The organism is Streptomyces sp. AgN23 (assembly GCF_001598115.1).
GTDB classification, from domain to species: Bacteria; Actinomycetota; Actinomycetes; order Streptomycetales; family Streptomycetaceae; genus Streptomyces; species Streptomyces antimycoticus.
The window spans coordinates 1976954-1999447 of the sequence record NZ_CP007153.1 but is presented as its reverse complement, the minus strand read 5'-3'; the positions used below and the strand labels follow the sequence as shown (position 1 = coordinate 1999447).

Below are 22494 nucleotides of genomic sequence, written 5' to 3'. Positions count from 1 at the left end.
GCGAAAGCGGGAGAGGGCAGGAAGGGCAACGGGGAGCTGACCATGAAGCGTACTGACCCCGAACGCCGCATGGTCTTGAAGGCCGTCGGCTGAACACATCCCCCGCACCGGCCTCGGGACGGTACCTGACGCCTGTCCCGGGGCTATCCTGTGCCGCTCGAAACGTCATGCCGCAGACGGGCGCGGTGTGGCCAGGCCGCTGGGCCCCTGTCCACGTGATCGTTTCCTTGCTGTGCAAGGTGACCCGGATGCTGCTGACCGTTCCAGCGGTGCTCCTCCGCCGCGGGACGGCGAAGGACGCAGAATTGCTGGTGTTGCGGCACGAGAACGCGGTCCTGCGCCGCCAACTGGCCGGGCCGGTCCGCTATGAACCCGCCGACCGGCTCCGGATCGCGGCCCTGTCCGCACTGATCCCCCGACGCCACTGGCGCGATTCCTTCCCTGTCACCCCCGGCACCCTGCTTACCTGGCACCGCAGGTGCATCGCCGCGAAGTGGGACTACACCGCGCGCCGACGCGCGGGACGACCGCCCACCCCGGCCGCGATCAAGTCGCTCGTCATGCGGCTGGCCCGAGAGAATCCGCGGTGGGGTACCGACGGAGCCAAGGGGAGTCGACTCGACCCGGGCCTCGGATCGCCGCATCAACGAGTACAGATACGCGGCAGGACGTGCGGCGGCGAATTTTCGAGCGGCACAAGTTCGCGCCACCGGCCGGGCCCTGGTCATGACGGCCATCGATTTCCGCTGCCCGGTCGCATTCAGGCGGCGCTGATCGGTGCCGGGTTCTCGGGGAGCTGCCAGTTGCCGCCGCGGTCCTTCTTCGAAAGGCGCGCGGCGAGGTCGGGGACGTGCAGGAAGCAGGCCAGCGCGGTGGCGGCCTGGAAGACATCGATCGCACGCCGGGTCATCGGCATGCCCAGGCGCAGAAGGCGCGGATTCACTTCGCCCTGGATCTCGTTGATGAAGGGCCGCAGCACGCTGTCGTAGTCCGCCAGCGCAGTCGGCAGGTCGCCCGGGTGCCGGTTGATCTCACCAGCCAGGACATGGGCGCCGACCAGGCCGCCGGAGATTCCCATGCCGCTGTAGGGGGAGGCGCAGTGCGCGGCGTCGCCGGCCAGGACCACGCGGCCCTTGGACCAGGTGTCGGTACGGACCTGGACGACCTCCTGGGAGTAGAAGAACGGGCTCGTCTTCATGCCCTCGATGAAGCGCTCGGTCTGCCACCCGGCGTCGCGGAACCTGTCGGCCCAGAACTCCTGCTGGCGCTCGACGGGCGCCCGGTGGATCGCTGAGGCTTCATCGGATTCCTCCCGTATGACGAAGTACACCTGGGTCTCGGTCGGGTTGTGGCTGCGGCGCATGATCTGGCGGCCTCCCGGGACCATGTAGGTGTCCCGGATGTTGCCGTCGGACGCGATGCGCGGAACGAACCAGTAGGCCATGTGGATGCCCACCCGCCAGTACGGGTCGAAGCCCTCCGGGAGAACCGCTCGCCGGATGCGTGATCCCTGCCCATCCGCGCCGACCAGGAGGTCGAATTCGCCGGAGGACCCGTCGGAGAAGTGCGCGACGACCTTGTGTTCGTCCTGCTCGAAGCCGTCCACGCTCTTGCCGAAAACGTACTCGGTGTCGTCCCTCGTCGTGTCGTGCAAGATGCGCACCAGGTCCCCGCGCATGATCTCGTACTCGGACGTGAGGGTCTGCCGGCCCCGCCCGGAGGTGTTGGCCATGATTGTCGCCTTGGCCGTGCCTCGGGCATCGACGAAGGCGACGCCCGCCTCGTCCACGAGCTTGCCCCGGACGGCGTCGAGGAGCCCCATGCGCTTGACGGCCTCGATGCCCTGCCCCCGGAGATCGACCTGAGCCCCGGTGGCCCGCAGTGCCGGAAAGCGTTCGACAACGGTCACCCGGTGGCCGCTCCGTGTGAGCCAGAAGGCCAGAGCCTGTCCCGCGACACCACCACCGGCGACGAGGACCCGCAGGGGTTGCGTTCTCGATCGCTTTGTCATGCCCATCACCTCAAATCTATCGGTGAAAGATTCCTTTTCAGAGTCATCTATCAGCGATAGATTGTCAACGTGACCAAGATGAACCGCGAGGCAGTCATCGCTGAGGCGCTCGCCCTGCTCGACGAGGTGGGGTTGGACGCCGTCAGTACGAGACGGCTGGCGAAGCGACTGAACGTGGAGCAGCCATCGCTCTACTGGTACTTCCGTACGAAGAAGGACCTCCTCGCCGCCATGGCGGAGGCGGCGATGACACCCCATGCGACCGCACCACTGCCGACGCCCGATGACGACTGGCGCGACTGGTTCCTGGACAACACGCGCAGTTTCAGGCGCACCCTGCTGATGCGCCGGGACGGCGCACGGCTCCACGCCGGCTCCACCCCCACCGGCAACCTCGACCGGATCCGCCGCAAGATGGACTTCCTCGTCGCCTCCGGCGTCCCCGAGCGGGAAGCGCAAATGGCCATGCTGGCGGCTAGCCGCTTCACGGTCGGCAGCGTCCTGGAAGAGCAGGCAGACACCGGCCCTGGTGACAGCGCGGATCTACCGGCTGACGTACCGGTGATCGATCACTCGTCGGCGTTCGAGGCGGGCCTCGCCCTCATCCTGAACGGCCTGGTGCACCGCACCGGGGTGTAGGAGATTGACTGGTCCCGCGGGTCAGACGCCAGATGGGTGGGGAGATCCACTGAGCAGGTGTGGGGTCATCCCCGAGCAGGGGGTGGCCGTTTCGAGGTTCTGTCGGCGATCTCGTGAACGCCGAAGTCAGCCGACGCTGCCAGGACTGGGCAGCGGTGTCTGGCGCGGCTGGGCGCGGAGCCCGTCGAGAATGATCGCCAGATAGCGCCGCCACAGCTCGGAGGGCCGTTCCCCGGGCAGGGCCATGATGGCGTCGATCATTGCGGCGATCGGTGCGATGTCGGTCTCGGTGACCCCATCGCGCAGCGCACCTTGAGTGCGGGCCCGTGCCACGAGGGCCTCGCAGTGCGATGTGATCTCCCGCCGCGCTCGGGCGAGGCCGGTGCCCTCGACGGTGCCGTGACGCATCAACTCGCGCAGCCCGCGGTTATGCGCGGCCCGCCCCAGGGCTCCCTCGAGGAAGCCGGCAAGGGCGGTGAAGGCGTCGCCCTCGGCGCGGGCTTTTTGTGCCATTGCCGCGATCTCGTCGAGCTCTTCGGTGAAGATCGCCACCGCGAGCGCCTGCTTGTCGGGGAATTTCCGGTAGACGGTACCCACTCCGAGCCCGGCGTGGTGTGCGACGTCGTTGAGCGTGGCCTGCAGTCCGCGGGCGGCGAAGACCTCGCGCCCGGCTTGGAGGATGCGTTGGCGATTGAGTTCGGCATCCCGCCTCAGCGGACGTGTCCCCGCCGCGGCGGGTTCCTCTTCCCCCCTGTGCCTGCCCATGGGCTGCCCTTCCGGCGACGTGACCGATCCATAACTGGATACATCATATCCGCTTCATGCTACGGTCCTGACGGAACCGGATATCGGTTATCCGGATAGTTGTTCGGGGTGCCGTGCCGCCCGTCGTCGCACAGTTCGGAGGGAAGGAGAGCCAGGGATGCAGACTGTGGTCATCACCGGAGGAACCGACGGGCTTGGAAGGGGGCTCGCACTGCACTACCTGCGCCAAGGAGCACGCGTGATCGCCGTGGGCAGTACGCCCGCCAAGGGTGAGGCCCTTTTGGCCCAGGCGGCAACGATCTCAGCCGTTGGCCGCGCGGCCTTCCTGCGAGCCGATCTGACGTCGGTCGCGGCAGCCAGGGATCTGGTTGCCGCGGTCGAGAGCACCTGTTCCTCGGTGGACAAACTCGTTTTGTGCGCCCAGCGGTACCGGCTCTTCGGCTCCCGCACTGTTACCCGCGAGGGCTTCGAACATAGCTTCGCCCTCGCCTACCTGAGCCGCTACGTCCTCAGCCACGGCCTGCGCAAGGTGCTGGAGTCCGCGTCACAGCCGGTCATTATGAACGTGGCAACTCCCGGTGTCCCCTTGGGCCGGATCCACTGGGACGATCTGCAACTGGCGCGCCGCTATAGCGGCTTCAAGGCCACACTGCAGTCCTTCCGTGCCAACGACCTGCTCGGCGTGGCCTTCGCCGTCCTGCATGCCGATACCCCGATTCGCTATGTCGGCTACAACCCGGGCGTGGTGTCGACCGGCATGCCCGGCCACCTTCCACAACCGCTCCGCGCTCTCACCAAGGCGTCCTTCACCTTGTTCGCCGCTTCGGTGACGAAGGCTGTCACGCCGATGGCCTGTCTCCTGGACGAACCACCAGGCGAACGCTTCACCGCCCACCGCGCCACGCACCAGCTGCCCTTGAAAGGCCCTGCGTTTGACCAGGCCAGCGCACTGCGTCTGCACCACCTCACGCACGACCTGATCAACGCGGTATGAGGATGCGGGCTCGCGGAAGCTCGAAGGATGCCCGGCCGTACATACTCCGACGGCGGGGTGGTCCCGGGCGGGCTGGTCGCAGCACGCCCAGTGTGTCGTGACCCGCCGGCCGTCCAGGAGCCCGGCCCGGGCCGGCGGGATGGCCGGCGGTGCCTCTGGGTTTTCGACGACCGCCCAGTCAATGTCGAGCTAGTCTCCGCGTTCCTCACCTTCAAACAAGCTGGTGAGGTCAAGAGGTACCTGGACGACTTCACTGACCCAGCCGGCTCACTGCGGCGGGTCGGCTATGTCTGGGCCTGGTTGACCGCCTGCCGGGTGGGATCGCCGGCCATGACCTTCGCGGCCACCGACGGACGCCGCAACGCGTCCGCGGCCAGGTCGTGGATCCGCGCGGCCTGCTCCTGGACCGGTCGATGGCCGCGCAGGCCGCTGACCGGCCTGTCGCCGGGCAGGGCGACTTCGAGGGCGTCTACCGGCACGCGACGGTGATCAGCCCCGCCGGGACCCTCGCCTCGTACGTGCCGCACAGCTTGTGGGCAGCCCTCGATCTCGTAGAGACCACGGTGCACGGGGTGGGGTCGGCGCGCGTGGGGGAGTGGAGGGCCCGCGCCGGGTGGGTGGCGCGGTGGCGCGGGCGGGAGAGGGCTAGCCGGTGCTGCCGGGAATCGTGCCGGAGGCGAGGCGGGTCAGCCATTCGGAGAGCAGAAGGTGCTCACCCGGGGTGAAGGCGTGGTCCTCCTGGGCGTCGAGCAGGGCCTTGAGCGCCACCGCGTGCCGAGCGCCGCGTGCCGTGTGCGTGTCCTCGGCGGGGTCCTGCTCCGGGTCCGCGACCAGGGCCGCCAGTACGGCCTCACGTGTGCTGTCCGACAGTCCTTCGTGTTCGGGAAGCCGCCCGGCCGCGTTCGCTCCTATGAGGGTGACGGTCACGCCGATGCCCGTGGCCTGGATCATCGCCGCCGCGGCCTCGACGCCCATGCGCAGCCGGCCCGTCTCGGCGACCCGGGTGACCAGGTGCAGCAGTATGTCGTATGCCTCGCCCATGGCAGTGGAGCCCTCACCGGGGTGGGGGTCGGTGTAGAGGAGCCGGTACAGGGCCGGGTTGGCGAGCCCGAAGGCCACGTGCAGATCCCAGCCGTGCCGAAGCTGCTCCACGGGGTCGCCGGCTGCGAGGTTGGCCTGTTTCTCGGCGAGATAGGCCGCGAGGCCCCGCCAGGCGACCTCGTCGAGCAGGCCCTGCATATCGCCGAACTGCCGGTAGATCGTCTGTGCCTGGACACCCGCGGCCGCGCTGACGGAACGCGTGGAGACCGCTTCGCGTCCGCCCTTGGCCAGCAGGTCCGCCGCCGCCCGGAGGATGCGCTCGCGCGGCTGCTGCGGGGTCGTCTCGATGTCGGATGCCGTCATGGATCGATGATAACGGTTGACCGTGATCGACGCTATGTTATCGTTGATGTGTTGAATTGGTGATCGCCGATACGGCCGAAGGGTGGCGCGTCGTCGCCATCGTCAAGGAGGAAGAACATGTCCACAGCGCCCTCGCCCTCCCCCTCGCGCACGGTTCTGGTCGCCGGCGCGGGCACCGGCATAGGAGCCCTCTCATCCGTCTCGCTCGCCCGGGCCGGCCACCGCGTCTTCGCCTCGATGCGCGACCCGCGGGGCCGCAACGCGAGGAAGGCCGACGAAGTCGTCCGGGTCGCCGGGCTGCCCGTGGGGCAGCGTCCGCGCCGGGCCATCGCCGACGGCTCCGACTACGGCGCCGAGATCATCAACGGCGCCGCCGAGGAACTGAGGCTGCGCCTGGCCCGCCGCATGGGCATCACCGGCCTGCTCGGCCGCCTCTGAACCGCGGTGAACAACCGCGCCAAGTCCCCTTTTGTATCCGTACCAAGACCCGCGACTACTCGTACAAGGAGAAAGCCATGTCTGTGAATCGGCGCACGCTCGGCCGCTCGGGCCCCGAGGTTTCCGCCATCGGCCTGGGCGCCATGGGAATGTCGGACCTGTACGGCCCGGCCGACGACGCGGAGAGCATCGCCACGCTGCACGCGGCGATCGACGCGGGAGTCAACCTGATCGACACCGCCGACTTCTACGGCTCGGGCGCCAACGAGATGCTCATCGCCCGCGCCCTGCGCGAACGGCGGCGCGAGGACGTCGTACTGAGCGTCAAGTTCGGCTCCCGCCGCACCCCCGACGGCAGCTTCCAGCCGGTGCCCTACGACGTGTCGCCGGAAGCCGTGAAGGACCGGCTGGCCTACTCGCTGCGCCGCCTGGGGACCGACCACATCGACATCTACCGTCCGGCCCGGCTGAACCCGGACATCCCGGTGGAGGAGACCGTCGGCGCGCTGGAGGAGATGCGCCAGGCCGGTCACATCCGCCACATCGGCCTGTCGGAACTGGGCGCCGAGACGATCCGTCGCGCCGCCGCGGTCGCCCCCATCTGCGATCTGCAAATCGAGTACTCGCTGATGTCGCGCGGCCCGGAGGCGGTCATCATCCCCGTACTGCGGGAGCTGGGCATCGGCCTGACGGCGTACGGCGTGCTCTCGCGCGGTCTGCTGAGCGGCCACTGGACACCCTCGCGCGAGCTGGCGGGCAATGACTTCCGTGCCCACTCGCCACGTTTCCAGGGCGAGAACCTGGAGGCCAACCTGCGTCTGGTCGAGGCGCTTGGCCGGGTGGCGGAGCGGCTGGGTGCCACCACCAGCCAGGTGGCCATCGCCTGGGTGGCGGCCCAGGGCGAGGACATCGTGCCGCTGGTGGGAGCGCGGCGGCGGGAGCGGCTGGCGGAGTCGCTGGACGCGGCAGCCCTCACCCTCGACACGGCGACGCTGAACGAGATCGAGAAGGTCGTCCCGGTCGACGCGGCGGCGGGCGAGCGGTACGCCGCCCCCATGATGGCCACGCTCGACAGCGAACGCTGACGTATCGCGGCAGTCGCCTGCGAGCCACGGGCCCGGTTCACTACGGGCCCGTGGCAGACACGTGCGAGACATCATGTCGGCCGAGGCCGGGTCGTGCGGCGAGGCGTCGCCGCCGGACAAGAGAACCTTGAGGTGGCGCGCCTTTACGGAACTCGTCGCGTGCTGGCGGCATGGACGGCGTCGACACCGTCTGCGACACGGGCGAAGCCGGGGCGGTGGCCGCAGCAGGGGGCGCGGGTCGCCGTGGATGAGGCCCTCGGACAGGGCCTCGGGCGTGCCATGGTCTGGCCGCCTATGTAACGGACGGTAGCGAAGCCGCGGCATGCGGTCGGCCTCCTTCAGCGGGCGGACGGTGGCGCAGCCGGCTCCCAGGAGCCTTGTTCGGCGAAGTCCAGGCCGGCGATCAAAATGTGGACGTGGGCCTCGATGAGTCCGGGTGCACAGTTGTCCCGTTGGCCTTCAGCGCCAGCGCGTCGTCGGCCACAGCGGGCGGGCGCTCGGTGGCCCGGTTGCGGGAGCTGACCGCCGCAGGGTGAGCCGTCACGTCCGTTGACGCCGTCGGTGGGTTCTCGTACGCCCGCTTGGGGTCCTTACGCCTGTGTGCGGGCAGTCGCACGCCCTGAAATCCAGCCTGCTCGATGGTTGCGGAAAGTGCCGACGGAAGACTTGCGGTGCATCGAGGGCCTCCCTTCCACTCAGCGCCGTTATCGATGCTCACATAAAAGCGTTGGCGATGCTGTGGTCGTGTGTTATCGTTGATCACGTCAAGGCGGCATCGCCGCTTACAGCTCGTCCCCGCTTGTCGAGCACTGTCACATCACTCGAAGGACTGGTCATCATGACGGACACCAACACCCGCGTCGCACTGGTCACGGGCGCCACCGGAGGCATCGGCCGGGCCGTGACCGACCGGCTGGCCCAGGACGGCTACGCCGTCGCCGTGCATTACGCGGGCAACAAGGCCAAGGCCAATGAGACGGTCGACGCCATCAAGGCCCGTGGCGGCGCGGCCATCGCCGTAGGCGGTGACGTGGCGGACGAGGAGGCCATGGCCGCCGCCTTCGACGCCACTGAGGCTGAATTCGGCGGCATCGACGTCGTCGTCAACACGGCGGGCATCATGCTCCTTGCGCCGATCGCCACGCTGAAGCTGGACGACTTGGACCGGATGCACCGCACCAACATCCGCGGCACCTTCGTCGTCTCCCAGCAGGCGGCCCGGCGTCTGCGCCGCGGTGGCGCGCTGGTCAACTTCTCCACGTCCGTCACTCGGCTCCAGTTCCCCACCTACGGTGCCTATGCCGCGAGCAAGGGCGCGGTCGAGGCGATGACCCTGGTCCTCGCCCGCGAACTGCGAGGCAAGGACGTCACTGTCAACGCCGTCGCCCCCGGCCCCACCGCCACCCCGCTGTTCCTGGAGGGCAAGGACCAGACGGCGCTCGACAACCTCTCCAAGGCGGCCCCGCTGGAGCGCCTCGGCATCCCCGAGGACATCGCCGAGGCCGTCGCCTTCCTGGCTGGCCCGGCCCGATGGATCAACGGCCAGATCCTCTTCGCCAACGGTGGCATCGCCTGAGTCCACAGGCGACTCCTCTCAGCACCCACCCACCCTCACGCACCTTAGTAATCCACTCTGCGGTCAAGGAGATTCCATGAGCAAGATCGTCGTTATCACGGGTGCCTCCAGCGGCTTCGGCGCTCTCGCCGCCCGCGCCCTCGCCGACGCCGGCAACACCGTTTACGCCGGTATGAGGGAGACCGCCGGCCGGAACGCGCCGCAGGTGCAGGCCGCCGCCGACTACGCTAAGGAGCATGGCGTTGACCTGCGCTCCATCGAACTGGACGTGAACTCCGGCGACTCGGTGGACTCGGCGGTCAAGCAGGTGATCGAGGAGCACGGCTGCATCGACGTCGTGATCCACAACGCGGGTCACATGGTCACCGGGCCGGCCGAGGCATTCACCCCGGAGCAGTTGGCCCAGCTCTACGACGTCAACGTGCTGTCCACTCAGCGGGTCAACCGTGCCGTGCTGCCGCACCTGCGCAAGGCTGGCCGGGGTCTGGTTGTCTGGGTGTCCAGTAGCAGTGTCAAGGGCGGCACCCCGCCCTACCTGGGCCCTTACTTCGCCGCGAAGGCCGCGATGGACTCCCTCGCGGTCAGCTACGCCGGCGAGCTGGCTCGCTGGGGCGTCGAGACCTCCATCGTGGTGCCCGGCTCCTTCACCAGCGGCACCAACCACTTCGCGCACTCCGGTCACCCGGCCGACGGTGCCGTCGAGTCCGAGTACGAGACCAAGTATCCGGGGCTGCTCCAGCAGGTCTCCCAGAAGCTCGCGACGCTCGCCCCGGAGAGCGCCGAGGCATCGCTGGTCTCCGACGAGATCGCCCGCATCGTCTCCCTGCCCGACGGCGAGCGCCCGTACCGGGTCCACATAGACCCGGCGAACGACGGCTCCGAGGAAGTCTCGACGGTCGCAGACCGGATCCGCCGTGAGTTCCTGACCCGGATCGACCTGGGCGACCTGCTGACCGTGCACCCGGCGGGGGCGTGATACTGCGCACCGCCGGGCGATGAAGCCGACCGTACCGTGTCGGCTCCCTCGCCCGGCGGTGTGTGATTCAGCGCCGCGAGGTAGTGGACGGCAAGCTTGTCGGGTACTGGCCGCGATCGTGTTCGTGGCGACGTCGGGCTGTACGTGGCAGCAGGCCCCATCGGCGTCGTTTCGGACCGTCCGGTGCGACCGCTCGCCGCCGGTTCGCCGAGTGGTCGAAGGCCAGGGTGTCGGCCACATCGCACCGGCTGGTCCTGGACGACCTCGGCTCCCGTAAAGAGCTCGACTGGTCGCGATGCGCGATCGACTCGGTGAACATGCGGGCCGTGAGAAGGGGGACCTGACCGGTCCGAATCCTGTCGACCGAGGCAAGTACGGCTCGTAGATCCATCTGATCACCGAGCGGACCGGTCCGCCCATTTCTGTCGGGATCTCCGGCGCCAACCTGCACGACAGACAAGCCCTGATCCCGCTCGTGAAGGGTATACCTCCGTTCTGCTCCCGCCGGGGCCGGCGACGCCGCAAGCCCGGCAAGCTCCACGCCGACAAGGGCTACGACTACCGCCACCCGTGGCAATGGCTTTCCCGGCGAGGCATCCGGCATCGCATCGCCGGCGCAGGCGCCGAAACCTCGCAGCGGCTCGGCCGGCACCGGTGGATCATTCAGCGCACGATGACTTGGCTCGCCGGATGCCATCGCCTCCACGATGGAGGGCCGACGCCGTATGCCGATTTGTGGATGCCCCCTATACAGTGCCGAGATGGTTTCGGAGCTGCAGCGACTTGTCGACTCGTTCGGTGCCCGCCTTGGTCGGTCGATCGCCATCGACGACACGCGACTCAAGCTGCTCGCGTACAACGCGCACACTGGCGACGTGGACGACGCCCGGATCGAATCGGTCATGCACCGTGGTGTGTCGACCGCGCTGGTCGCGCACGTCTGCGAGCAGGGCGCTGCCCAGGCTTCCGATGTCTTCACTCTTCCGCCGTGCCCCCAGATCGGCATCACGATGGAACGGGTCGGCATGCCGATCCGCTACGACGATGCCCTGCTCGGCTACGTATGGCTGATCGGCTCCGATGGCCCTATCGGCGACCGGGCCGTCCAGTTGCTGCGCGAGGCGGCTGCGCAAGCCGCCCTGATCCTGCACCGCGGCCACCTTGGCGTCGAAGTGACTCGCAGCCACGCCAGGAAGCTGGTCCGCGACCTGATCGCCCCGGACCAGGCACTCCGGACGGAGGCGGGTGCCGCGCTCGTCGAGGAGGAACACGCCGTGGCCGGCCCGGTCACCGTCCTGGTAGCCATGGTGGCGCGCGAAGAGGGCGAGCCTCTGGCTGAAGAACGCCGTCTGGCCCTGGAGCTCGCCGTCGACCACTGTCGACGACGGCTTCCCCCCTCGCGCGGATTGGCTCTGACGCGCCCGGATCACGCGCTTCTGCTGACGATCTGGCCTGGGGCACGTTCCCAGGTCATCGAGCGCAATGCCGCCGAGCTTGCCGAGGTGCTGCGCGAAAAGCTGGTCGCAGAACTCGGCCCGGGACGGGCCGCCCTGTGCTGGGTAGGCGTAGGCGGGCCACGCCCACGCCTCACGGAGGCCCACTCTTCCTACGAGGAAGCCCGCCGTGCTGCCGAGGTCGCCCGCATCACGGGCACCCTGGGCCAAGTGGTGGCTCATACACAGCTGGGCGTGTACGCGCTATTGGGCAAGCTCACCCCCGACGAGCTTGCCGAGGGCATCCACCCGGGGCTGCGCTCCCTGCTTTCAAACCCCGTGCACCGTGGGCTGGTTGAAACCCTGCGGGTGTATCTCGATCACGCCGGCGATGCCCAGCACGCCGCCACCGCCCTACATATCCACCGTTCCACACTCTACAAACGGCTGCATCGCGTCGAGCAGCTCACTGGACTGCGACTGGACGTCGGCGATGACCGACTGGCCGCGCATCTCGGCCTGAAGATGGCAGAGTTGCACCCCCGCTCGCCGGCATCGATGACAGCGCCGGACGTGGTGTTCTGAGCACGGGGCAGCAGCTGGGCAACGTTGCTACGGTCGCCGCAGAACCTGCGGCGTTCGCCGCGCCGTCACCCCCGTGACGTGTACGAGCCTGCCCAGTGCCGCAACGAGATGATCAAGGCGCTCGGGATCCGCGCATACTACGGCGCTGAAGACGGAGGTGCCTGCGGGCCTGCGCCGGAAGCTCACCTCGTGGATGTCGGCGTTGCGGCTGTGCAAAGTCGCCATGATGCGCGGCAACGTTGACCGGTTACCCGGCACCAGGTCGGCCGAGACGACGTAGTGGTCCATGCGGGTGGGCTCCTTCAGCTGGGTGTGCTTTTCTCGCCCGTCAGGCGGCTGATGCGCTGCCGGATGGCCGCGAGCGCGCCTGACCGGCCCCTGGCGGCCCGGACCGCGACCGGGGGACAGGCGACACCCCCACCACACCGGTCGTTGCCTCCAGCAGAGAGGAGAACTGCTGTTGACGCTTCCGGGGCGGCGACGGCGAGCAGGATCCGCTAGCTGGTCGAAGACGTCGCTGGTGCCGCTGATGTGCGCTTCGCACACTGCGTGGGGTCGCCCAGCTCCGGCTCGCCAGGTTCGCACAGGTGGTCGACCGCCGGGTACGAGCCATCCTCTGCGACGGGGAACCCGGCTCAGCGGCCGGCGTCAGCCGAGGACTGTGCCCGTGGACGGGGCCGGCCGACGCCGGCGTGAGAACGCACCGAGGTCGATGGTCTGGTCGGTGTGTTCGCAGGTGTGCGTGAGCGCACTCCGGTCGTGGTCGTGCCCGCCTTCGACACCGTGGATCAGGGTGGTCATGAGGCGGCCTACCAGAGGGGCGTTCTTGAACTGATTCCCGCTGGTGCCTATGGCCACGTAGAAGCCGGCAAGTTCGGTTCGGTCGTATACGGGGGTCCAGTCGTCGGTCACGTCGTATACGCCTGCCACACCACGAGGCTTGTTGGGAACGCGCAGGCCGGGCAGTCGGCGAGCCGCCCGCGTCACCTGCGTCCTGAACCGCGACACGGTCGGAGTGGGACTCCCGTCGTCCGGATCGTCGAGCCATTCCAGCGGGTCGCACTCGGGTTCCGTACCGCCGACGAGCAGGAACTCCCTGCCCTCGGGCCGTATATACGTGCCGAGGTCCATATCGAGCAGCACCGGTGCGTGCCCGTCGCCGCCGGCGTCGTGGTAGCCGGCGGGTGCCGCTACGTGGTGCACCTCCTGGCGCAGCGGCCGCGGACCGACGGTGAAGTCGCCGCCCACTTCGGCGAGCCGGTTCAGCTGTCCCGACCATGGGCCGGCCGCGTTGACGACCACCCCGGCGGACAGTTCGGTTCCATCCTTGAGGCGCACCCCGCGCACGCGTCCCCCGCGCCGCGTCACCGCGGTGACGGTGGCCTTCCACCGGAAGGCGGCTCCGTGCCGCTGGGCCGCCGTAGCAAGGTTGTGCGCGGCGAGTTGCGGGTCGTCGACAAAGCCCCCGTCGGGTGTGTGGAGAGCACCGAGCCGAGCGGACGCGTCGGCGAAGAACTCGTCGTCATCCACGGGGCGGGGCGGGAAGTACCGGCCGGTGTCCACGGCGGGCAACCGCTTGGACAGCTCTCGCGCACCCCATTTTTCGTACGGGACACCGACCGTGTCGAAGTGTCGCGTGAACATGCCGCAGGGTGCGAAGTCCACGTCCAGCATGGTGACGCCGCAGCGGTTGAACGCTGCGAGGGGTTCACCGGCGGGTGCTTGGAGATGGTCGCGCCATGCTTCCCAGCAGTGACGGGACTCCCAAGCAGCGGTGACGCCCGCGATCGTGGGATAGGTGAAGCGGACTACGGCGCTCGAGGCGCTGGTGGAGCCGTTGCCTGCGCCGCCGAACTTGTCGACCACGACGACCCGTAGACCGCTCCGCACCAGTTCGAGAGCGATAGAGGATCCGATTACCCCGGCTCCGACGACGACAGCGTCTGTGCTCTCAGCCATGTTCCAACCCACCTTCTCGTTGCCGGATCAGACGGTCGCTCTGGCGGCGCGGAGGGTCGCCGCTCCGCCCGTTGTCCGCAGATTACGCAGTTCAGAGGCCATGTTCCGGCGACTGTTGTCGCCACTTTCTGTCGTCGTACCCAACAGTTGTCGCGCGCGTGTGCGCCTGCTCAACGCTCCGGACGTGATGGTGGAAGGGATCGGCCCTCTCTCATGCGCAGGATCAAGGTGACCGCGTCCTCCGAGCGGGTTCCGGGAGTCAGGACTTCCTGCAAGAGGAGGCCGCGAAGCGCGGCAACGGTGACGGTGGCCACATCCCGCGCTTCCTTCGTGTCGAGCCCTTCGCGTTCCGCGAGTGCGGACAGCATCACGGTCAGGTCACCGAGCGACTCCACGAACTCACGGAAGTCCTCGGGGCCGTACGCGGCCAGTCCGGCGACGTAGAAGAAGCCGCGGGCACGCGACAGCCGCTCCGGCCGGGTGTAAGTGCGCCAGATCGCCACCACGAAATCGTCGAAGGTGCTCTGCTGGGCGGCCTCCAGAAGTGCCTCGTTGTCACGGGATCGCTGCGCCTCGAGCATGGCGGCCAAGACGCCCGAGAGTGACCCGAAGTGGTATCGCAGCAGGGCGTGGCTGGTCTCGATCCGGGCGGCGATCTCACGGAGCGACATCTCCGGCGGGGGAAGGGCCTCGCCGAAGGCGTCGAGAAGCCGTGCCAGGAGTCGCTCGCGCGCGCTGCCCTTGCGTTCCGAGGTTGACAGGATCACTCCCACAGTTTATCCATTGGAAAAGAAGGACTGGCGGTTCCGTGTTGCTTCACACATGGTCGCAGTCAGCTCGCAACGACGGAGGATCGACTATGGGACCTGCTCATGTAGTCGGCGCGACGGTCATCGACGGGTCGGGGCGCGATCCCAGCAACCTCGACATCACCATCGAGGACGGCCGCATCACCCACCTCGGTGCCTCCAGCGCGCACGGCGAGCGCCTCGATGCCGAGGGATTGACGATGACGCCCGGCCTGATCGACGCTCACGTCCACCTGGGCCTGTCGAGCCCGATCCAGCCGCACTTCTCGTTTCGGATAAGCGCCGCGGAGATCGCGGCGGACATCTTCGCCACGGCCGGCGCGACGCTCGACGCCGGCTTCACCACCGTTCGCGACACCGGCGGGATCGACGGCGGTGTCGTCACCGCGATCGCGAAGGGCAAGGTCAGAGGGCCGCGCGTGTTGTCGTGCGGACCTGTTCAGTGCCAGATCGGCGGGCACGGCTACTACGGAGCCGAATGGGAACCCACCGAGCTGTGGAGCAGCCACCACATCCCGGGCCTGTGCGCCCTCTCCATGATGGCGGGCAACGCGGACGAGCTGCGACACAACGTCCGCGAAGCCTTCCGTCGCGGAGCCTCCTTCCTGAAGCTCTGCGTGACCGGCGGAGTGGTGGGCGCACATGATCGACTGAGCGACACCCAGTTCACCGTCGAAGAGATCGCTGTCGCAGTTCAAGAAGCCGCGGCACGGAACACCTATGTGACCGTTCACGCCCACAACAACGAGGGCATACGAAATGCGGTCGAGGCCGGGGTGCGCTGTGTCGAGCACGGCACCAGCCTCGACGAATCCACAGCGACCCTGATGGCCGCTCACGAGGTTGCCCTCGTGCCCACGTTCGCTGTCGTCGAGCAACTGCTGCACGACACCGCCGGAGCCGGTCTCGCCGAGTCGACCCGCGACCGAGTCAAGGGCGTACGCGAGCAGATGACGAAGGCGCTCGCCGTCGCCAAGCACGCAGGAGTACGGATCGGGCTGGGTTCCGATCTCATCGGTCCGGCCCAGGACCGTCGCGGCACGGAACTCAGCCTGCGCGCGGCCCTCGAGACACCGATGGACGCGCTCGTGGCGGCGACCCGGACCAACGCCGAGATCCTCGGCCTGTCCGGCCAGGTGGGTGTCATCACTCCCGGCGCGCAGGCAGACCTCGTTCTTTGGAACGGCAACCCGCTCGAAGACCCAGAACTGTTCTCCGACCCCACCAACGCCGTCCTCGTCATCCAGGCCGGCCGAATCGTAAAGGACCTCCGATGAGCGCCATGTGGCAGGGCTGCCTCGCCCACACCGACTACTTCGAGATGCGCTCAAGCGGTGGGCACGACTACGGCGTCTGGGTCACCACGCCGCCGCGCTACGACCCTGCCGCGGCGCAAGCGCCTGTCGTGTACGTGCTCGACGGCAACTGGGCCGTGGGCATGACCGCCCCACTCATCGTCACGCAACTGGACCCCATGCAGTCGATTCAGCCCTACGTCCAGGTCAGCGTGGGTTACGCAGGCGAGGAAGCAGAGCAGTGGGAGCGGTTGCGCAACCGCGACCTCGTGCCCCCCGGCGAACCCATCGCGAAGGAGTACATCGATGCGGTGGAGATGGGGGTCGAAGCGGGCACGACGACTCGCGAGCAAGCCGACGCCTACCTCGCCGAATTGAGCGACAGCCGCGGGGATATGTTCCTGGACTTCCTTACCGACGACCTACACCCGCGGATCGAACGCGACTACGGCACAGCCCCGAGCGGTCACGGTCTCTTCGGCTATTCCTATGGCGGACTCTTCAGTCTCTACGCCTGGCTCACCAAGAGCACCTTCTTCGAGAGCATCGGCGCGGGCAGCCCCGGCATCGTCAATGCAGACAGTCAGGTCTTCGCTCGTCTTCAAGCAATGGGTGACACCCTGCCCGCTACCAAGCTTCACGTGACCTTCAACGACCGAGAGATCCTCGGAGACATGGCGATCTACCAGAATCTCGCGAAGAACGCGGCCACGTTCCTTCACCGCCTCACCTCACGCAGCGGATCCGTCACCAGCGCACTCATGCACGAAACCCACGTGACCGGGTTGCAGGCATCGTTCCTCAGCTACCTCAGGACCTGCCGTGCCCAGTAAGCAGCCTGGACGCCGCGGCTCTGCCTGACCGCCGCGCCGGGCGGCGGCGCTCCTGGCCAGTGCCGCCGCCCCGAGTGCCTGGCACCGCTCGCCGCACCCGACCGGTACGCGTTTCGAGCCCGAGCCGGTCGCGCCGGGAAGCGCGCCACCCAGGGGAGGAACGGAACGGAGCAAGGCGACGGCTGCCCGCCGGCCGGGTGGTGACTGATCCGGACATCGTCGCCGGTCTCTCCCACGACCAGGCGGTGCGGACGCCTGTTGGCCGAGCGGTGGCCGTCGTGCGTGCCAAGAGCACCGACGAGGTCCGGATGCCCGGGGTTCAGCTGCCGGCAGACGGCTGATCTTTGCGCGGGCTCATGGCCGGCGACTCGCAGAGGCCCCCCGAGAGCGCCCGCGGTCGCAGATCCACGAGGCCGGGCTGCCGCTCTGCGCGCGCGGTGCACAGCGTCGCGACGGTCGCGGACAGGAACGCCAAGGGAATCGACCCGATGCCGGGGTTCGTCAACGGGAAGGGCGGAGTCCAGCCCCCGCGGGAACAGCCTGGCTGGACCGCCCACACGGCATCCGGCTTGCCGCACCGTGATGCGTGACGCCCCCGTTCGATGCGGCGTGAGGCGCCGACCGGAGCCGACGGGGCGGGAGTGCTCGAAGCGACCGGGTATATTGCGCCGCCTTCGGACCTGTCGGCCGCCGGTCCCCAGGGCGGCGCCTGGAACGCTGTCAGGCTGACCCTCGACCTGGCGGCCCGTGGCGTCCGGCCCGAGCACCCGGCTGATTCAAGCGTGGAATGATCTCGTCGAGCGATGGCTCCTCGCTGAGTTCACCGATCGGAGAGGCGGCGGCAGGCGCACATGGATCTGCGGCAGATGGAGGTCGTTGTCGCGGTCGCCGAGGAGGGCGGATTCACGGCGGCGGCGCAGCGGCTGCACGTGGTGCAGTCCGCGGTATCAAGCACGGTGCGCGCACTGGAAAAGGAACTGGGCAGCCAGTTGTTCGAACGCACGACGCACCGCGTGGCGCTGACCCCGGCCGGCGAGGCGTTCGTACCGGCCGCGCGTGCGGTGCTGCGAGCCGCCGAGCAGGCCCGGGCAGCGGTCGACGTCGTACGAGGGGAGCTCCGGGGACTGGTCACGGTCGGCACGATGCAGGGCGTCTGGGCTGGTCTGCACCGTGCCCTGGCAAGTCTGCGGGCGGAGCACCCAGGCGTGATCGTCCATCTCAGGCAGGCGGCGGTGGCCGATATTCGGCAGGCGCTGCGGGAAGGCACGGTAGATCTGGCTGTGGTCGCGTTCGATCGCCAGCAGCAGAGGGGTCTGGTGACCCGGTTGCTGTCACGCGAGGAGATGGTCCTGGTGGCCTCGCCGGAGCGGGCCTTCGCCGAGGACGACGTGGTGGCGTTTGCCGAGGTCGCTCCCTTGCCCTTCGTGGACTTCACATCCGGCTGGGCGATCCGTTACGCAGTAGATCGTGCTTTCCGCGCTGCCGGTGTCGAGCGCGTCACCACCTTCGAAGTGAACGACATTGTCGCGGCGTCCGAACTGGTCCGGCACGATCTGGGCGTCTGCGTCATGCCGACATCGATCGCCGCCCGATTCCCCGACCTGACCGTGCGCAGGTTCGTCCAGCACGTACCGACCTGGAAGGTCATGGTGGCCCGGCCCCGCGGCGAAGCGCCCCCGGCGGTACAGGCACTGCTGCGGCACATCACTCCCACGCCAGGCCAAAGCTGACGGGCGGAGCGCGTTCACGGGTGTCCTGGCCCTCGATGCGGGGCAGGCGCCCGTCCCGGCCGTGATCGAGCCCACGGCGAGCGGCCGACACCGGCACCCGCTTCAGACCGGGGTCAGTCTCCCCGGGCCGGAAGCGGGTGTGTTCGGCGGCGGCCGTGCGGTACGTCGAGCTTCCCGACGTCGGGTGCTCAACGTGTGGATCGGCGTTGTGGGCGGTGCTCGGTGCTCCAGTAGATGAGGGTGATCAGGGGCAGGGCGGCGCCGAGGGCGGTGACAGCGGTCCAGCCTGCGGTGCGGTAGGCGATGGAGCCGAGTTGGGATCCGAGGGCGCCGCCGAGGAAGAAGATGGCGATGAAGGCGCTGTTGAGGCGGGCGCGGGCGCGGGGGTCGAGTTGGTAGATGGTGTGCTGGCCGAGGATCAGGGTGGTTTGTACGGCCATGTCGATGAGGACGGCGGCGAGGGCGATCAGGACGATGTGGTGCTGGCCGAAGCCGGCGAGGGCGAAGGCCAGTGCGGTGAGGGCGAAGGCGGCGCCGGTCATGGGTCGGGTCAGCTTGCGGTCGGCCCAGTGTCCGGCGAGCGGGGCTATGGCGGCTCCGGCGGCTCCGACGAGGGCGAAGACGCCGACGCCGATGGGGGAGTAGTGGAAGTGGGGGCCGGTGAGCACGTAGGAGACGGTGGTCCAGAAGGCGCTGAAGGCGCCGAACATGGCTGCCTGGTAGAGGCCGCGGCGCAGGAGAGCGGGGTGGGTTCGTACCAGTGTGATGGTGGAGCGCAGTACGTGGTGGTACGGCACGGAGGTGGTGGGCGCGTGCTGTGGCAGTGCGGCCCGCAGGGCTATGGCCAGGAGGGCCATCAGGGCCGCGGAGCCGAGGTAGACGACGCGCCAGCCGGCGACCTCGGAGACCAGGCTGCTGACGGTGCGGGAGAGCAGGATGCCGGTGAGCAGGCCGCTCATCACCCGGCCGACGACGCGGCCGCGGGCGTGGTCGGGGGCGAGGTCCGCGGCGAAGGGCACCAGGATCTGGGCGACGACGGAGGTGGCGCCGCTGATGAGGGATGCGATGAGCAGCGTGGAGAAGTTCGTGGCGAGTCCGGCCGCGATCAGAGCGAGGGTGGTGACCGTGAGCAGGACGGTGATCAGGCTGCGCCTTTCCAGGCGGTCGCCGAGGGGGACCAGGAAGAGCATGCCGATGACGTAGCCGACCTGGGTGAGGGTGATCAGCACGCCTGCGGTGGCCGTCGTGGTGTGGAAGACGTCGCGCAGGGACGCCAGCAGGGGCTGCGCGTAGTACAGGTTGGCGACGGTCATACCGGAGGCGACGGCCAGCAGGGCGATCAGCCAGCCCGGCACACCGTGTGCGGCTTCTGCGCTGGTCGCGCCCTGACGCGAGGTCCGGAGATCGGTTGACTGGGACACGGGGACCTTCTTCATGGAGGGGGAGTCGACTGGTGGACGGCTCGACAAGGACGCCTGATGGTGGTCGAGCAACTTCCTTGCTGCTCTCACAGGGGGATAAGCGCTGGGCGGCTCCCCTTGCTTCCCCTTCCTCAGCGATGAATCCAGATGTCAGTCATCTCATTCGGAGATGGCCATCCCGCGCCGGGCGCTGCTGCCCGTCAGGAGGCTTTCTGCGCGGCGGCGTCACTCAGGTCGGCAGGCGGCTCCGTCGGCCGCCGGCACTCCCGGCCGCTGGGCGCTCCCGCCCGCGCAGGTTCCGGTCTACGACACCGAGGGCGGCCGGCTCGACCCGACACCGACGACCTGGTGAAGGGGGCGCTGCGGGCACGAGAGCCGCACCGGCCTCCGCCATGGCTGCCGGAGCGGACAGGTCGAGGCCCGTCAGTTCCAGCACCGGACGAGCCCACCTCCGCCTCGACCCACGAGCCCCGGACCACGACCGGGACACCATCCCGCTACCCGCCGGCGCGGTCAGGCGCCAGGAGATACCGGTGGACTGCCCACCGCTTACCACAGGTCATCGACCACCTCACCGCGGGGAACTGAGACCTCAGCCTGCCGGGTGACTGCCCTCGGCCACGTCCAGGAGCGTCAGGGCCGCGCTGACCTCCACGAGGGTCGCCGGAGCGGAGAGGTCGAGGCCGGCCACCATCTCGATCCGCCGCAGCCGCTGGCTCACGGTGTTGGGATGGACGCTGAGCCGCTGTGCGGCCTTTGTCCTGTTGAGTTCGCTGTCCAGGAAGACGCGGAGCGTCCGCAGCAGGTGAGTGCCGCGCAGCAGATCGTGCTGTCGGACCGCTGCCAGTGTGCGGTCGGCGAAGGCGACCAGTTGCCGGGCGTCGCCCAGTTGCAGAAGCAGGCCGGCCACGCCGAGGTCGTCCAGTGTCACGACGGTGTCCGAACGCCCGGTGCGCAGCGCCACGTTGAGTGCTCCGCGGGCGGTCCGGTATGCCTGGAGGAAGGTCCGCCGATCGGCACCGGACAGTGCGACGGTCGCTCCCTCCGCGTCAGGGACCGAGGCCATCGCACGCCGGATCGAGGAAGCGACAACCTCCATGTGCTCCGTATCGCCGGCCGGGCCCGCCGACGCTCTGGTATGGACGCTGTCCAGGGGCCACAGCGCGACCACGGCTCCCTGGTGCATCGCGACGAGGGGCCTCGGCGTGTATCCGGCGGCGAGTTCGGAGACCAGGGACAAGGCCCGCTGGTAGGCGTAGGACCTCCGGGATTCGGTCGCCACGTCGAGCTGTCCGACGACGGCGACGTGGGGGTGGGACAGCTCGTGGCCCAGTCGGCGAGCGCGCTCCGTGACCGGGCGGGACGCGACGGCGGCGCCGTTCAGGATGTCGGCGAGCAGTTCACCGCGCAGCCGGTGCTCGGCCTCGGTACCGGTGCGCAGCCGGAAGAGTTCGAGCGAGATCACGATCGAGGCGTGTTCCAGCGCCCGTTCGTCGAGGGACGAGAACGCGGCGCCGCGCGGCAGCCACACGCGGGCGACCACCTCCCCCGCCAGCCTGACGGTGGCGGCGATGTATCCGCCTTCCGCGCGAACGATGCCGGTGCCGGGCGCTCGGGGGGCCGAGGGGTCCTCCTCCAGGGGTAGCGCGGCCCGGACATCACTGCCCGGCAGCTCCGAGGGGGAGCCGGTCCGGGCGAGCACGGCGCCCCGGGCGTCCTCGACGAGTACGGGCCGCGACACGAGCTCGGCCAGCGCCTGGACGATGCCGTCCAGGCCGCCCGCCCGGAGCGCGACCGCGAGGAGACGTTGGTGTATCCGCTCCGATTTCGTCAGCAGGTCGCGCTGGCGGCGCAGCGAGACGTTCAGCTGCTGGAGTTCCTCGACCATCCGTGCCGAGGTGAGCGCGATCGCGGCGTGGTTGGCCAGCAGGGTCAGCCGCTCGACCTCGCGGTCGGTGAAGTCGTGGACGGCTGAGTGGTAGCTGTTGAGTGTGCCGACCACATCCCCGCCGGCGACGAGCGGCACCGAGAGCATCGACCGATAGCCCTGTTCTCTGGCGACCCCGCCCCACGGCGTGAACTGCGGCTCTCGGGCGATGTCCCGCACCGCGACGGGCAGACCCGACTGGTATGCCTGGCTCGACGGCGCGTGGTGGACACCGTCCCCGTGCAGGCGCACCGGGCGGTCGGAGTTGACGCGTGCCACGTACTCGGCCGACAGCCCGCTCCACCCCTTGATGACGAGATTCCGCCCGGAGCCGTCGGGGATCAGGACTCCGCAGAAGTCGAAGCCCAGCAGGGCCCGCGCCGTGTCCGCGACGAGGTCGAGGACCTCTCGCAGACTGTGCCCGGCGCTCACCGCGGTGCTCAGCGCCTGTACGGCCTCCAGCCAGCGGCGTAGCTCGGTGTGCGATTCGGCTCCGCCCGGCCCCGCGGGGTCCGGGCCCTCCGGCGACCTCGTCTGCATACCCCCCAGCATGGCACGCGGCGCAGTGTTGCCGATGACACGTACCCGGGCTGATTGTGTCAGCCGAAACATGG

General features: G+C 68.9%; 19 protein-coding genes and 3 pseudogenes. 12 read left to right on the top strand and 10 right to left on the bottom strand.

Annotation, left to right across the window (positions count from 1 at the left end):
* Window positions 1-215: 215 nt before the first annotated feature.
* A pseudogene (locus tag AS97_RS47060) lies at window positions 216-649 on the top strand (integrase); the annotation flags it as partial.
* Between the two features lie 111 nt (window positions 650-760).
* Here AS97_RS47060 and AS97_RS08860 read toward each other — a convergent pair.
* Window positions 761-2011: an FAD-dependent monooxygenase gene (locus AS97_RS08860; RefSeq protein ID WP_059145416.1), complete on the bottom strand. Its 1251-nt coding sequence runs from the start codon at window positions 2009-2011 to the stop codon at window positions 761-763.
* Window positions 2012-2089: 78 nt separating this feature from the next.
* Between AS97_RS08860 and AS97_RS08855 the strand changes: the two genes are divergently transcribed.
* Window positions 2090-2650: a TetR/AcrR family transcriptional regulator C-terminal domain-containing protein gene (locus tag AS97_RS08855; RefSeq protein ID WP_185930009.1), complete on the top strand. Its 561-nt coding sequence runs from the start codon at window positions 2090-2092 to the stop codon at window positions 2648-2650.
* A 126-nt stretch (window positions 2651-2776) separates the two neighbouring features.
* Here the strand turns inward: AS97_RS08855 and AS97_RS08850 are convergent, their stop codons facing one another.
* Entirely contained in the window at window positions 2777-3415 is a 639-nt protein-coding gene (locus AS97_RS08850; RefSeq protein WP_210564658.1) for a TetR/AcrR family transcriptional regulator, read from the bottom strand.
* A gap of 157 nt (window positions 3416-3572) precedes the next feature.
* Between AS97_RS08850 and AS97_RS08845 the strand changes: the two genes are divergently transcribed.
* Window positions 3573-4409 (top strand): SDR family NAD(P)-dependent oxidoreductase, encoded by an 837-nt coding sequence (locus AS97_RS08845; RefSeq protein ID WP_210564657.1) that lies wholly within the window; start codon window positions 3573-3575, stop codon window positions 4407-4409.
* A 42-nt stretch (window positions 4410-4451) separates the two neighbouring features.
* Here AS97_RS08845 and AS97_RS47055 read toward each other — a convergent pair.
* The 3 genes and pseudogenes from AS97_RS47055 to AS97_RS08835 form a co-directional block, all read right to left on the bottom strand.
* Window positions 4452-4553: pseudogene (locus AS97_RS47055) on the bottom strand (GlxA family transcriptional regulator); the annotation flags it as partial.
* 140 nt (window positions 4554-4693) lie between these two features.
* Window positions 4694-4888, bottom strand: a complete 195-nt coding sequence (locus tag AS97_RS08840; RefSeq protein ID WP_210564656.1) for a DUF6192 family protein — start codon at window positions 4886-4888, stop codon at window positions 4694-4696.
* 166 nt (window positions 4889-5054) lie between these two features.
* Entirely contained in the window at window positions 5055-5813 is a 759-nt protein-coding gene (locus tag AS97_RS08835) for a TetR/AcrR family transcriptional regulator (RefSeq protein ID WP_210564655.1), read from the bottom strand.
* A 117-nt stretch (window positions 5814-5930) separates the two neighbouring features.
* Between AS97_RS08835 and AS97_RS08830 the strand changes: the two genes are divergently transcribed.
* The 6 genes and pseudogenes from AS97_RS08830 (at window position 5931) to AS97_RS08805 (ending at window position 11906) form a co-directional block, all read left to right on the top strand.
* Window positions 5931-6251: a hypothetical protein gene (locus tag AS97_RS08830; protein WP_059148564.1), complete on the top strand. Its 321-nt coding sequence runs from the start codon at window positions 5931-5933 to the stop codon at window positions 6249-6251.
* Between the two features lie 77 nt (window positions 6252-6328).
* Entirely contained in the window at window positions 6329-7336 is a 1008-nt protein-coding gene (locus tag AS97_RS08825; protein ID WP_210564654.1) for an aldo/keto reductase, read from the top strand.
* A gap of 838 nt (window positions 7337-8174) precedes the next feature.
* Entirely contained in the window at window positions 8175-8912 is a 738-nt protein-coding gene (locus tag AS97_RS08820; RefSeq protein WP_086708599.1) for an SDR family oxidoreductase, read from the top strand.
* 76 nt (window positions 8913-8988) lie between these two features.
* Window positions 8989-9888 (top strand): SDR family NAD(P)-dependent oxidoreductase, encoded by a 900-nt coding sequence (locus tag AS97_RS08815; RefSeq protein WP_125759055.1) that lies wholly within the window; start codon window positions 8989-8991, stop codon window positions 9886-9888.
* Window positions 9889-9991: 103 nt separating this feature from the next.
* Window positions 9992-10594 (top strand): annotated as a pseudogene (locus AS97_RS08810) (IS5 family transposase); the annotation flags it as partial.
* A gap of 55 nt (window positions 10595-10649) precedes the next feature.
* Window positions 10650-11906, top strand: coding sequence for a helix-turn-helix domain-containing protein (locus AS97_RS08805; RefSeq protein WP_185929959.1), 1257 nt, complete (start codon window positions 10650-10652; stop codon window positions 11904-11906).
* 27 nt (window positions 11907-11933) lie between these two features.
* On the opposite strand, the gene AS97_RS08800 is transcribed toward AS97_RS08805, so the two are convergent.
* The 3 genes from AS97_RS08800 to AS97_RS08790 form a co-directional block, all read right to left on the bottom strand.
* On the bottom strand, window positions 11934-12194 hold the full coding sequence (locus AS97_RS08800; protein ID WP_059148569.1) for a hypothetical protein: 261 nt from the start codon (window positions 12192-12194) through the stop codon (window positions 11934-11936).
* Window positions 12195-12554: 360 nt separating this feature from the next.
* Window positions 12555-13865 carry an FAD-dependent oxidoreductase gene (locus AS97_RS08795; RefSeq protein WP_125759059.1) on the bottom strand — a complete coding sequence of 437 codons (1311 nt, stop codon included), beginning with the start codon at window positions 13863-13865 and terminating at the stop codon, window positions 12555-12557.
* 170 nt (window positions 13866-14035) lie between these two features.
* The gene (locus AS97_RS08790; protein WP_210564653.1) at window positions 14036-14638 is read right to left on the bottom strand and encodes a TetR/AcrR family transcriptional regulator; all 603 of its coding nucleotides are present in this window, start codon (window positions 14636-14638) and stop codon (window positions 14036-14038) included.
* 35 nt (window positions 14639-14673) lie between these two features.
* Here AS97_RS08790 and AS97_RS08785 point away from each other — a divergent pair, with 35 nt between their 5' ends.
* The 3 genes from AS97_RS08785 (at window position 14674) to AS97_RS08775 (ending at window position 18532) form a co-directional block, all read left to right on the top strand.
* Entirely contained in the window at window positions 14674-15951 is a 1278-nt protein-coding gene (locus AS97_RS08785) for an amidohydrolase family protein (RefSeq protein ID WP_247204287.1), read from the top strand.
* A complete protein-coding gene (locus AS97_RS08780; protein WP_210564652.1) occupies window positions 15948-16802 on the top strand; it encodes an alpha/beta hydrolase-fold protein in 855 nt (284 codons plus the stop codon). The genes AS97_RS08785 and AS97_RS08780 overlap by 4 nt, the downstream gene beginning before the upstream one ends.
* An 851-nt stretch (window positions 16803-17653) precedes the next feature.
* On the top strand, window positions 17654-18532 hold the full coding sequence (locus AS97_RS08775) for a LysR family transcriptional regulator (protein WP_210564651.1): 879 nt from the start codon (window positions 17654-17656) through the stop codon (window positions 18530-18532).
* Between the two features lie 188 nt (window positions 18533-18720).
* Here AS97_RS08775 and AS97_RS08770 read toward each other — a convergent pair whose 3' ends face one another.
* Window positions 18721-19953 carry an MFS transporter gene (locus AS97_RS08770; protein ID WP_236669863.1) on the bottom strand — a complete coding sequence of 411 codons (1233 nt, stop codon included), beginning with the start codon at window positions 19951-19953 and terminating at the stop codon, window positions 18721-18723.
* 592 nt (window positions 19954-20545) lie between these two features.
* Window positions 20546-22420, bottom strand: coding sequence for a GAF domain-containing protein (locus AS97_RS08765; protein WP_125759068.1), 1875 nt, complete (start codon window positions 22418-22420; stop codon window positions 20546-20548).
* Between the last annotated feature and the right edge of the window lie 74 nt (window positions 22421-22494).

Coding starts and splice junctions, on each gene's coding strand:
- AS97_RS08860 (WP_059145416.1), bottom strand. CDS start 2,011: ATGACAAAGCGATCGAGAACGCAACCCCTGCGGGTCCTCGTCGCCGGT.
- AS97_RS08855 (WP_185930009.1), top strand. CDS start 2,090: ATGAACCGCGAGGCAGTCATCGCTGAGGCGCTCGCCCTGCTCGACGAG.
- AS97_RS08850 (WP_210564658.1), bottom strand. CDS start 3,415: ATGGGCAGGCACAGGGGGGAAGAGGAACCCGCCGCGGCGGGGACACGT.
- AS97_RS08845 (WP_210564657.1), top strand. CDS start 3,573: ATGCAGACTGTGGTCATCACCGGAGGAACCGACGGGCTTGGAAGGGGG.
- AS97_RS08835 (WP_210564655.1), bottom strand. CDS start 5,813: ATGACGGCATCCGACATCGAGACGACCCCGCAGCAGCCGCGCGAGCGC.
- AS97_RS08830 (WP_059148564.1), top strand. CDS start 5,931: ATGTCCACAGCGCCCTCGCCCTCCCCCTCGCGCACGGTTCTGGTCGCC.
- AS97_RS08825 (WP_210564654.1), top strand. CDS start 6,329: ATGTCTGTGAATCGGCGCACGCTCGGCCGCTCGGGCCCCGAGGTTTCC.
- AS97_RS08820 (WP_086708599.1), top strand. CDS start 8,175: ATGACGGACACCAACACCCGCGTCGCACTGGTCACGGGCGCCACCGGA.
- AS97_RS08815 (WP_125759055.1), top strand. CDS start 8,989: ATGAGCAAGATCGTCGTTATCACGGGTGCCTCCAGCGGCTTCGGCGCT.
- AS97_RS08805 (WP_185929959.1), top strand. CDS start 10,650: ATGGTTTCGGAGCTGCAGCGACTTGTCGACTCGTTCGGTGCCCGCCTT.
- AS97_RS08800 (WP_059148569.1), bottom strand. CDS start 12,194: ATGGACCACTACGTCGTCTCGGCCGACCTGGTGCCGGGTAACCGGTCA.
- AS97_RS08795 (WP_125759059.1), bottom strand. CDS start 13,865: ATGGCTGAGAGCACAGACGCTGTCGTCGTCGGAGCCGGGGTAATCGGA.
- AS97_RS08780 (WP_210564652.1), top strand. CDS start 15,948: ATGAGCGCCATGTGGCAGGGCTGCCTCGCCCACACCGACTACTTCGAG.
- AS97_RS08775 (WP_210564651.1), top strand. CDS start 17,654: ATGGATCTGCGGCAGATGGAGGTCGTTGTCGCGGTCGCCGAGGAGGGC.
- AS97_RS08765 (WP_125759068.1), bottom strand. CDS start 22,420: ATGCAGACGAGGTCGCCGGAGGGCCCGGACCCCGCGGGGCCGGGCGGA.